7 protein-coding genes are annotated in these 11,477 nt (G+C 67.3%); 4 read left to right on the plus strand and 3 right to left on the minus strand.

Translation table 11 applies throughout. The annotated features are described in order from the left end of the window. The first annotated feature begins 38 nt into the window (after nt 1–38). The 4 genes from addB (at nt 39) to ACVW17_RS07250 (ending at nt 8,253) form a co-directional block, all read left to right on the plus strand. Nucleotides 39–3,185, plus strand: a complete 3,147-nt coding sequence (gene addB / locus ACVW17_RS07235) for a double-strand break repair protein AddB (protein ID WP_456751198.1) — start codon at nt 39–41, stop codon at nt 3,183–3,185. Beyond that, on the plus strand, nt 3,179–6,655 hold the full coding sequence (gene addA, locus ACVW17_RS07240) for a double-strand break repair helicase AddA (RefSeq protein ID WP_456751199.1): 3,477 nt from the start codon (nt 3,179–3,181) through the stop codon (nt 6,653–6,655). The genes addB and addA overlap by 7 nt, the downstream gene beginning before the upstream one ends. A 116-nt stretch (nt 6,656–6,771) precedes the next feature. Beyond that, nucleotides 6,772–7,092, plus strand: coding sequence for a thioredoxin (gene trxA, locus ACVW17_RS07245; RefSeq protein WP_016847387.1), 321 nt, complete (start codon nt 6,772–6,774; stop codon nt 7,090–7,092). 96 nt (nt 7,093–7,188) lie between these two features. Beyond that, nucleotides 7,189–8,253 carry an ATP-dependent DNA ligase gene (locus ACVW17_RS07250; RefSeq protein ID WP_456751200.1) on the plus strand — a complete coding sequence of 355 codons (1,065 nt, stop codon included), beginning with the start codon at nt 7,189–7,191 and terminating at the stop codon, nt 8,251–8,253. Nucleotides 8,254–8,256: 3 nt separating this feature from the next. On the opposite strand, the gene ACVW17_RS07255 is transcribed toward ACVW17_RS07250, so the two are convergent. The 3 genes from ACVW17_RS07255 to accD form a co-directional block, all read right to left on the minus strand. Next, nucleotides 8,257–8,997: a metallophosphoesterase family protein gene (locus tag ACVW17_RS07255; RefSeq protein ID WP_456751201.1), complete on the minus strand. Its 741-nt coding sequence runs from the start codon at nt 8,995–8,997 to the stop codon at nt 8,257–8,259. 113 nt (nt 8,998–9,110) lie between these two features. Further along, nucleotides 9,111–10,355 carry a bifunctional folylpolyglutamate synthase/dihydrofolate synthase gene (locus ACVW17_RS07260; protein WP_456756361.1) on the minus strand — a complete coding sequence of 415 codons (1,245 nt, stop codon included), beginning with the start codon at nt 10,353–10,355 and terminating at the stop codon, nt 9,111–9,113. Nucleotides 10,356–10,450: 95 nt separating this feature from the next. Beyond that, nucleotides 10,451–11,392, minus strand: a complete 942-nt coding sequence (accD, locus tag ACVW17_RS07265; protein WP_456751202.1) for an acetyl-CoA carboxylase, carboxyltransferase subunit beta — start codon at nt 11,390–11,392, stop codon at nt 10,451–10,453. Nucleotides 11,393–11,477: the final 85 nt, after the last annotated feature.

Here is an 11,477-nt window from a genome sequence, read left to right on the forward strand (position 1 = left end):
CGCTCCCTATATTGGCGCCGGATCGAATCAGGCAGCCCATGCGCGTTTTCAGCGTTCCCGTTTCTGCGCCGTTCCTGCGCACCGTCATCTCGGCGCTGGTCGACGGCCGGCTGGTCGCAGGATTCGAGGCGCGCAACGATCCGGCGAAGCTCGCCAACGCCACGCTCTATCTGCCGACCCGCCGCGCCGGACGGCTGGCGCGCGAAATCTTCCTCGACGTGCTCGATTCCGACGCAGCGGTGCTGCCACGCATCATAGCGCTCGGCGAGATCGATGAGGACGAGCTCGCCTTCGCCGATCAGGGCGACGACATCGGCGGCGCCGCGCCGCTGGAGATCCCGCCCCGGCTCGGCGAGCTCGAGCGACGGCTGACCTTGGCGCATCTGGTCGCGGCCTGGGCCAAGACGCCGGTGTCGGCGCCGCTGGTGGTCGGCGGTCCGGCCTCGACCTTGCAGCTCGCCGGCGATCTGGCGCGGCTGATGGACGACATGGTAACGCGCGGCGTCGACTGGCGCGCACTCGACCGCCTGGTGCCGGACCAGCTCGACAAATACTGGCAGCATTCGCTGGAATTTCTGCGCATCGCACGCGACGCCTGGCCGAACTACCTCAAGGAGATCGGCCGGATCGAACCGGCGGCGCGCCGCGATTTGTTGATCGAGGCGGAAGCCGCGCGGCTGACCGCGCATCCGACGGGCCCGGTGATCGCGGCCGGTTCGACCGGCTCGATGCCGGCCACCGCAAAATTCCTGCACGCGGTGGCGAAGCTGCCGAACGGCGCGGTGGTGCTGCCCGGGCTCGACACCGATCTCGATGAAGAGTCCTGGGACACGATCGGCGGCGAGCGCGGCGACGACGGCAGGTTCAAAACGCCGCCCTCGTCGAACCACCCGCAATTCGCGATGCACGCGCTGCTCGACCGCTTCGGCATCAAGCGCCGCGATGTCGAAAGTCTCGCGCAGCCGGCACCGCAGGGCCGCGAAATTCTGGTGTCGGAGACGATGCGTCCCTCGACCGCGACCGCGCAATGGCACGACCGGCTGGAACGGCCCGAGATCGCGGCGCGGATTTCGGCTGGGATGAGCAACCTCACCGTGGTCGAGGCGTCCAATCCGGAGATGGAGGCGCTGGCGATCGCGGTCGCGATGCGCGAAGCGCGGCATCTCGGCAAATCGGCCGCGCTAGTGACGCCGGACCGCGCGCTGGCGCGCCGCGTGATGGCCTCGTTGACGCGCTGGAAGCTCGAATTCGACGATTCCGGCGGCGACGCGCTGATCGAAACGCCCGCCGGCGTGTTCGCCCGCCTCACCGCGGAGGCCGCGGCCAGGGGGCTGGAGCCGCCGACACTGCTCGCGCTGCTCAAGCATCCGCTGTTCCGGCTCGGCAGCGCGCACGGTGCGCTGAAGCGCGCGACCGAGGTGCTGGAGATCGCGTTGCTGCGCGGCACGCGGCCGCAAGCCGGGACCGCCGGGCTTGCCCGCGACTTCGCCCGCTTCCGCGCCGAACTGGTCAAGCTTAGTGGCGGCGAGACCTCGTCGCTGCACGCCATGGAGCCACGCACGCGGCTGCGCGACAACGAGCTCAACCAGGCGCAGGACCTGATCGCCAGGTTGCAGGCGGCGCTGGCGCCACTGGAAGGCATGGCGTCGTCAAAACTGCATGATTTCGCCGAATTGGCCGCGCGCCACCGCGAGGCGCTGGTCGCGCTGTCCTCCGACGAGAACGGCATCGCCATCGCGTTCGAGGAACGCGCCGGTGCGTCGCTGGCATCCGCGTTCGACGAGCTGCTCGCCAAGCAGCAGCCGAGCGGGCTGATGACGCCGCTGTCAGATTATCCCGAGGTTTTCCAGACCGCATTCGCCGACCGCATGGTACGGCGGCCGGAATCGGCGCGGGCTCAGCTCAACATCTACGGCTCGCTCGAAGCGCGCCTCACCGAATCCGATCGCGTCATCCTCGGCGGCCTGGTCGAGGGCGTCTGGCCGCCGGCGCCGCGGGTCGACCCGTGGCTGAGCCGGCCGATGCGGCATGAGCTCGGGCTCGATCTCCCCGAACGGCGCATCGGCCTGTCCGCGCACGACTTCGCGCAGCTGCTCGGCCATGACGAGGTGATCCTGACCCACGCGGCCAAGGTCGGCGGCGCGCCGGCTGTTGCTTCGCGCTTCCTGCATCGGCTCGAAGCGGTGGCGGGCGAAGCGCGCTGGAAAGCCGCGACTTCGGCCGGCGAGATTTATGTGCAATATGCCGCCGAGCTCGACCGGCCCGACAAGGTCGAGCCGATCGCGCAGCCCGAGCCGCGGCCACCGCGCGAGGCGCGGCCGCTGAAAATGTCGGTCACCGCGATCGAGGACTGGCTGCGCGATCCCTATACGATCTATGCGCGCTACATTTTGCGGCTCGATCCGCTCGATCCGGTCGACATGCCGCTGTCTGCGGCGGACCGCGGCTCCGCAATCCACGAATCGCTCGGCGAGTTCACGCAAACTTACGCCGACGCGCTGCCTGACGACATCAAGGGCGCGCTGCGCGACATCGGTAGCAGGCATTTCGCGCCACTGATGGAGCGGCCGGAGGCGCGCGCGCTGTGGTGGCCGCGCTTCCAGCGCATCGCGGGCTGGTTTGCCGAATGGGAGCAGGCCCGGCGCGGCAGCATTGCTGCGATCAAGGCCGAGATCCGCGGCGAGATCGGCATTCCGCTTGACGATGCCAGGACGTTCGTGCTCTCAGCGCGCGCCGATCGCATCGAGCGGCGCGACGACGGCAGCTTCGCGATCCTCGACTACAAGACCGGGCAACCGCCGACCGGCAAGCAGGTGCGCATGGGCCTGTCGCCGCAGCTGACGCTGGAAGCCGCGATCCTGCGCGAGGGTGGCTTTGCCGACATCCCGGCGGGCTCCTCGGTCGGCGATCTCGTCTATGTCAGGCTGAGCGGCAACAACCCACCGGGCGAGCAGCGCTCGCTCGAATTGAAGATCAAGACCAACGACGCCCCGCAGCCGCCCGATGAAGCCGCCGACAGCGCGCGGCGCAAGCTGGAAGCCCTGATCCGCGCCTTCGACGACGAGAGCCAAGCCTACACCTCACTGAACCTCTCGATGTGGGCGAACCGTTACGGCGCCTATGACGACCTCGCGCGGATCAAGGAATGGTCCGCCGCCGGCGGCCTGGGGATCGAGGAATGGTGAAGGCCGCCAGACCGATCCCGCCCGCGGTACGTGATGCGCAGGCCCGCGCGTCCGATCCGAAGGCCTCGACCTTCGTGTCGGCCAATGCCGGCTCGGGCAAGACGCATGTGCTGGTGCAGCGCGTGATTCGCCTGCTGCTGTCAGGCGTGCCGCCGGAAAAGATTCTCTGCATCACCTTCACCAAGGCCGCCGCTGCGAACATGGCGGAACGTGTGTTCACGACGCTCGGCCATTGGGTGACGCTCGACGATGCCGGGCTCGATGCTGCGATCCGTGAGGCCGGCATCGCACATCCGGATTCGAAGCTCCGCAAGGAAGCGCGCAAGCTTTTCGCGTGCGCGCTGGAGACGCCCGGCGGCTTGAAGGTGCAGACCATCCACGGGCTGTGCACTCGCCTGCTACAGCAGTTTCCGTTCGAGGCCAATGTGCCGGCGCGCTTCGCCGTGCTTGATGATCGCGACCAGAACGAGATGATGGAGCGCGCCAATCTCGCCGTGTTCCTCGAGGCATCGCGGATTCCCGACAGTCCGATCGGCCGCGCGCTGCGGACGGCGATGGCAAATGCCGCCGACGTCACCTTCAAGGAGGTGGTGCGCGAAGCCTGCCTCAGCCGCGACCATTTCATGGCCTGGACCGATGCCGCCGGCAGCGCCGCGGCCGCCGCCGCGCAGATGTCCGCGGCGCTTGGCGTTCCCGCCGATATTCGCATCGAGGATGTCGAGCGCGAGATCGTCGACGGGCCGAACCTGCCGCGGTCGAGCTGGCAGGAGACGGCGACGCTGCTCGACACCAGCAGCAAGGCGGATCAGAAGCAGGCCGAGCGGCTGCGCAGCGCACTGACCTTTAGCGGGGCGGCGCAGGTCGACGAATATCTCGGCGTGTTCCTGACCGATGAGCGGGCACCGCGCGCCTCCGTCGTCACCAACAATTTCATCAAGAAGAACTCCATCGCGGGTCATCGCTTCGAGGCGGAGATCGACCGTCTCGGTCCCCTGATCGAGCGCCGCCGCGCCGTGGTGGCACGCGACCGCACCGAGGCGCTGATCCATATCGCGACCGCGGCGGCCGCGCATTACCGCCGCGAGAAGCTGGAACGCGGCCTGCTCGACTATGACGATCTGATCGACAAGACGCTGGCAATGCTCGACCGCGTCTCCTCGGGCTGGGTGCATTACAAGCTCGACCGCGGCGTCGATCACGTGCTGATCGACGAGGCGCAGGACACCAGCCCGCGGCAATGGGACATCGTCGCCCATATCATCTCGGAATTCACCTCCGGCGCCGGTGCCCGCGACGGCCTGGTGCGCACCGTGTTCGCGGTCGGCGACGAGAAGCAGTCGATCTTCTCGTTCCAGGGCGCAGCCCCCCGTGAATTCGACCTGCGACGGCGCGAGCTGAAGCGACGATTTGAAGAGGCCGGGCTGAAATTCGATCCGGTGTCGTTCACCTATTCGTTCCGCTCGGGGCCGGTGATCCTGCATTCGGTCGACCATGTGTTCCGCGAGCAGGAGATCTTCCGCAGCATTCATGCGGTCGAGAACGGCTATCCGATCCACAATGCGATGGCCGATGCCGGCCCCAGCCTGATCGAGCTGTGGGATCTTGCGGCGGCCGACGACCGCCAGGACATCGAGGGCTGGCGGGCGCCGTTCGACGGCGTGTCCGTGACGAGCCCCGAGGTGAAGCTGGCGCGGCGCATCCAGGCCGAGATCAAGCGCCTCGTCACCAGCGGCACCATGACCGGCAGCGAAGGCGCGCGGCGGCCGCTGCGTTACGGCGACATGCTGATCCTGGTGCGGCGGCGCGGCAACGCCTTCGACGCGGTGATCCAGGCGCTCAAGCATGCCAACATCCCGGTCGCCGGCGCCGACCGGCTGAAGTTGACCGAGCACATCGCGATCATCGACCTGATGAACCTCGCCGATGCGCTGCTGCTGCCGCAGGACGACCTCGCGCTCGCGGTGGCGCTGAAGAGCCCGCTGTTCGGCCTCGACGATGACGACCTGTTCAAGCTGGCGTATCAGCGCCGCGGCTCGCTGCGCGAGGCGCTGGCCGCGCTGGCGCCGAGTGATGAGCGTTTGGCGGCCGCGCTGCGCCGCCTCGAAGGCTGCGAGCGCCGCTTCACCCAGGAGACGCCGTTCGCGTTCTACGCCTGGCTGCTCGGCGGCGATGGCGGGCGGGCGCGCATGCTGCGCCGGCTGGGCCACGAGGCCAATGACGCGCTCGACGAATTCCTCGAGCTGGCGCTGAGCTATGAGCGCAAGGCGCCGGCCTCGCTGCAGGGCTTCGTCGCCTGGATGCGCGCCGCCGACACCGAGGTGAAGCGCGACATGGAGATCTCGCGCGACGAGGTCCGCGTGATGACCGTGCACGGTGCCAAGGGCCTCGAAGCATCGGTGGTGTTCCTGGTCGACACCACGACCTCGCCGTCGGACACGCAGCGGCTGCGGCTGATCCATCTGCCGCAAGGCAACGCCGCACCGAACGCCCCCGGCGTCGTGGTGTGGGCCGGCAAGAAGGCCGAGGATCCGCCCAGCGTCGCCGACGCGCGCAAGGCGATGCTCGGCGACACCGAGGACGAGTATCGCCGCCTGCTCTATGTCGCGATGACGCGTGCCGCCGACCGGCTGATCGTCGGCGGCTGCATGCCCGGCAACATGAACACGGTACGCAAATCCTCCTGGTACGATTTGATCACCAAGGGGCTCGCCAATTCCGGGCTCAAGCTGGAGGAAGAGGAGACGCCGGCCGGCAAAGTGACGCGCTATTCGCGGCCGGATGACGCTGCCGATCTCACCAGCGCCGCGGCGTCGCCGGCCGCGGCGCCGATCGTACTGCCGTCCTGGCTGCGGACGGCGGCCGCGCCGGAAGCCGCCGCCGCGGACGTGCTGCGCCCGTCCGATCCGGCCGATGACGACGGCCACAAGATACGAACCGGCGAATCGGTGCTGCTGCGCGCCCGCGCCCTGCAGCGCGGCACGCTGGTGCATCGCCTGCTGCAATCGCTACCCGACGTCGCGGTGGAACGACGGCTCGACGCGGCGCTCGGTTATCTTGCTCGTAACGCCGATGGCTGGAGCGAGGAAGAGCGCGCGGCGCTGGCGCGGCAGGTGGTCGCCCTCACCGTCGATCTGCGCTTCGCGCCGGTATTTGCTCCCGGCAGCCGTGCCGAGGTTTCGATCGTGGGTCGGCTGGAGCGGCCGGGCCGGCCGAAAGAGCTGGTTTCGGGCCAGATCGACCGGCTGGTGGTGACGCCGAACGAGGTCCTGATCGTCGATTTCAAGACCAACCACGCCCCGCCCAAGATCTCCGCCGAGGCCCCCAGGGGCTATATCCGGCAGCTCGCACTGTACCGTGCGGTGCTGGCAAAACTTTATCCCCACAGGATCATCCACGCCGCTCTGCTCTGGACCGAAACCCCTGAAATGATGGAGATTTCCGCCTCCGCGCTAGACGCCGGGCTGGCATAAGGTCATGTCGGCGTGAGCGAGCTTGACCCGGCAAGGGGGCATTCATACGTTTGCCCCATGCTCCCGGGCGCGATTCTCAACCGCGCCCTTTTGTCCTAACCGAACGAGGTACTCACATGGCCGTTGGCAAGGTTTCTGACGCCGATTTCGAAGCCGAAGTGCTCAAGGCGACCGGGCCGGTGGTCGTTGACTTCTGGGCCGAATGGTGCGGCCCCTGCCGCATGATCGCGCCCGCTCTCGATGAGATTTCCGGCGCGATGGGCGACAAGGTCAAGATCGTGAAGCTCAACGTCGACGAGAGCCCGAAGACCGCGTCGAAGTATGGCGTGATGTCGATCCCGACCCTGATGATCTTCAAGGGCGGCGAGATGGCCTCCCGTCAGGTCGGCGCCGCCCCGAAGGCCAAGCTGCAGCAGTGGATCACCGCTGCGGTCTGATCCAGGTCTGCTGATTAAATAATTTCGAGCCCGGCCGGCGGATTCGCCGGCCGTTTGCGTTGAGACCTTGTGTGTTGCGTTTGAAGGTCTTAGCGCTTGCCCTTCCCACGTCAGAAGCCCGCTTCGATATCCACGCCGCTCGTCGCGATGGAGGCCCGCTCGGTCGATGCCATCCCGCGCGGCAAAGCGTGGCAATACGAACCCAAATGGGACGGCTTCCGCTGCCTGCTGAAACGCGCAGGCAACAAGGTCGACCTGCGCTCGAAATCCGGCGAGGATCTCGCCCGCTATTTCCCTGAGTTGGTCGCCGCGGCGCTGAGCGTAAAGGCAAAGTCGTTCGCGCTCGACGGCGAGATCGTGGTGCCGCACGGCCGGACATTCTCCTTCGACGATCTCCTGCAACGCATCCATCCGGCGGCCAGCCGCGTGACACGGCTCGCGCATGAAACGCCCGCCTTGTATCTGGCGTTCGACCTGCTGGCGTCGCCGACCGAGACGAAGCTTTCCGGACAGTCCTTGAGCACGCGCCGGCCGCAGCTCGAGGCTTTTGCCAAAGCGCAATTGAAATCCAATCCCGGCTTTCGGCTCTCGCCGGCGACAACGAGCTACACGACGGCGAAGACATGGCTGGCGCGCTCCGGCGGCGGATTCGACGGCGTGATCGCCAAACGCCTGGACCTGCCCTATCAGGCCGGCAATCGCGACGGCATGCAGAAGATCAAGAAATTCAGAAGCGCCGATTGCGTGATCGGCGGATTTCGCTATGCCACCAACAGGATCGGCCGCCGCAAGGTCGTCGGCTCGCTGCTGCTCGGCCTCTATGATGACGACGGCTTGTTGCACCATGTCGGCTTCACCTCGGCGATCAAGCAGCAGGACAAGCCAGCGCTCACCGATCGCCTCGAGCCGTTGATCGCCAAGCCCGGCTTCACAGGGAATGCACCGGGCGGTCCGAGCCGGTGGTCGACCGAACGCTCGGCACAATGGTGTCCGCTAAGGTCCAAGCTCGTAATCGAGGTCTGCTACGACCATTTCAGCGGCGACCGCTTTCGCCACGGCACCTCAATCCTGCGTTGGCGTCCGGACAAAGCGCCGACGCAATGCACGTTCGAGCAGCTGAAGCAGAAGGCGGTCGATCCGATGAAGCTGTTGAAGGCGTAGCCGTCAGCGGATCCATCCGGTCGCCAGCGCCGAGGCGAGTTCGGCCTGGCCGTGCTGCCTCGCCAGCGCCGCCATCGCTGCGTGGTCGTAGGGGATGTGGCGGAAGGTCACGGTCCAGTCGCCACCAACCTGTTCGAGGATCGCGTAGCGCGCGTCGGGCGAGCCGGCCTCGACGACATGCGGATGCGGCTTGCCGGCGCGATAGCCGGGCGAGCCGACGCTTCCGGGATTGACGATCAGCCGCCCATCGCGAAGCCGCACAGCACGCGCCGTATGAGTGTGCGCGCAGAGAATCAGCGATTGCGTGATGCCCGTGGCTTTGGCCTCGATCGCATCAAGCGCGGACATGCAGACTTCGCCGCCCGGCAGCACCGCCTCGAGCCAATAGGTCTCGTCATCCTGCGGCGTTGCGTGGCAGAGGAAAACCGCGTCGCGATAGACCGCATTGGCAGGCAGCGCGCGCAGCCAGTCGAGATGCTGCGGCTCGAGCTGGGTATAGGTCAGCCGCTCCCAGGAGCCCATCTTCTCGTGGGGGCGGTCGATCAGATAGCGGTCGTGATTACCCAGCAGATGGACCGCATCGAGCGCCATCAGCATGTCGATCGTCGGCCGCGCGTCGAGCGGCCCGCTCACCATGTCGCCGAGATCGACGATGTCGGAGATGCCCTGGGCGCGGATGTCGGACAGCACCGCTTCAAGCGCGAGGTGGTTGCCGTGGATATCGGCGATCGCAGCAAATCGCATGATGTGTTGTTCTCCCGTAGCCCGGATGAAGCGAAGCGTAATCCGGGGCCCAGCCTCGGCGGATCGAGCCTTCCCGGATTTCGCTTCGCTTCATCCGGGCTACGTCAGCGGGATCATGCAGGAGGCGTGCCGTTGGCCGCAAGCACCGGGCCGGCGAGGTACAGCGAGCCGGTGATCAGGATGCGCGGCGGCACCTCGTAGGCCAGCGTCGCGAGCCGCTGCAAGGCGGCGTCGACGCCGGATGCGATCTCGACCCGCATGCCGAGCGCACGCGCGGCGTCGGCGAGCTTGTCCGGCGCCATGCCGTTGTCGCGGCCGGGCACCGGCACCGCGATGATGTGTCGCGTCAGCCCGGCGAAATTGGCGAGGAAGGCGTTGGCATCCTTGTTGGCCATCATGCCTGCGATCACGACCAGCGGCCGCGACACCCGCTCCTCGAGATCGCCGAGCGCAGCAGCCGCAACGCGGCCGCCCTCGGCATTATGGCCACCATCGAGCCAGATCTCGGAGCCCTGCGGGCCCTGGCAGACCAGGCTGCCTGAGACCAATCGTTGCATCCGCGCCGGCCATTCCGCATTGACGATGCCGGCCTCGAAGGCTGCGATGTTGAGCTTGAACGCGTCGATCGCGCGCAGCGTTGCGATCGCAAGGCCCGCATTGTCGAACTGGTGCCGGCCGAACAGTTTTGGCGCGGCGAGATCGAGCAGGCCTCGCTCGTCCTGATAGACCAGCCGGCCACGCTCAACACCGACATGCCATTGCTGGCCGGCGGCATGCAGCGGCGCGCGCATGCGGCTCGCCTCCGCCTCGATCACCGCCATTGCCTCGGGCGCCTGTTCGGCGCACACCACCGGCACCTTGCGCTTGATGATCGCGGCCTTCTCGCCGGCGATCGCCGCCAGATTGTCGCCGAGGAATTCCATGTGATCCATGCTGACCGGCGTGATCACCGAAGCGAGCGGCGTCTCCACCACATTGGTGGAATCCAGCCGGCCGCCGAGGCCGACCTCGAGCAGCGCGACATCGGCCGGATGCTTGGCGAACAGGCAGAACGCCACCGCCGTCTCCATCTCGAAGACCGTGATCGGGTTGCCGGCGTTGATGCGCTCGCATTCCTCGAACGTCGCGCGCAGCTCGTCGTCGCCGACCAGCTTGCCGCCGCCGACCGCACCCAGCCGGTAGCATTCGTTGAGCCGCACCAGGTAGGGCGAGGTGAAGACGTGCACGCGCAGGCCTGATGCTTCGAGGATCGCGCGCAGATAGGCAACCGTCGAGCCCTTGCCGTTGGTGCCGGCGACATGGATCACCGGCGGCAGCTTGCGCTCGGGATGATCGAGCCGCTCCATCAGGCCGCGCATGCGATCGAGGCTGAGATCGATGCGCTTGGGATGCAGCGCCGATATCCGCGCGATCAACGCCTCGAACGAGGCTTGCGATGGGGCGGCGCTTGCGGTCACGCGTGCGGCGCAGCCGGCACCGTCTCCGGCGCCGTGACGATCTGGGCCGGCTCGGTGACCGGGGCCGTGGATTTCGATGCGGTTTCGAGCGCCGGCGCCTTGGTCAGCAGGCGGCACAGCCGCGCCAGCGTCGCCTTCATCTCGTGACGGTGCACGACCATGTCGACCATGCCGTGCTCGCGCAGATATTCGGCGCGCTGGAAGCCTTCCGGCAGCTTCTCGCGAATGGTCTGCTCGATCACGCGGGCGCCGGCGAAGCCGATCAGCGCACCGGGTTCGGCGATCTGGATGTCGCCGAGCATCGCATAGGACGCGGTGACGCCGCCGGTGGTCGGGTTGGTCAGCACCACGATGTAGGGCTGCTTCGCCTCGCGCAGCATCTGCACGCCCACCGTGGTGCGCGGCATCTGCATCAGCGACAGGATGCCTTCCTGCATCCGCGCGCCGCCGGATGCAGCGAACACGATGAACGGCGACTTCTTCTCGACCGCGAGCTCGAGCCCGCGCACCATCGCCTCACCGGCGGCCATGCCGAGCGAGCCGCCCATGAAATCGAAGTCCTGCACCGCGACCACCACGCCGGCGCCTTCGAGCTTGCCGTAACCGACCTTGATCGCGTCGTTCAGTCCGGTCTTGGCACGGGCATCCTTGATGCGGTCGGCGTATTTGCGCTCGTCGCGGAACTTGAGCGGATCGGCCGTCACCTCGGGCAACGCGACGTCGAACCAGGTCTCGTTGTCGAAGATCGACTTCAGCCGCGCCACCGCGCCCATCCGCATGTGGTAGTTCGAGCCGGGGATCACGAACTGGTTGGCCTCGACGTCCTTGTAGAACACGAGCTGCCCGGAATCCGGACACTTGATCCAGAGATTCTCCGGCGTCTCGCGCCGCAGGATGTTGCGGATCTTCGGCCGGACGACGTTGGTGAGCCAGTTCATGGTTCGCTCCGAAATGCGGGTCGGTCCCGCACCAGCTGGATATATGGCGGGCCGGGCGAACCCGGCAAGCCGCCATTGGCGGCCT

The organism is Bradyrhizobium sp. USDA 4473, assembly GCF_054063335.1.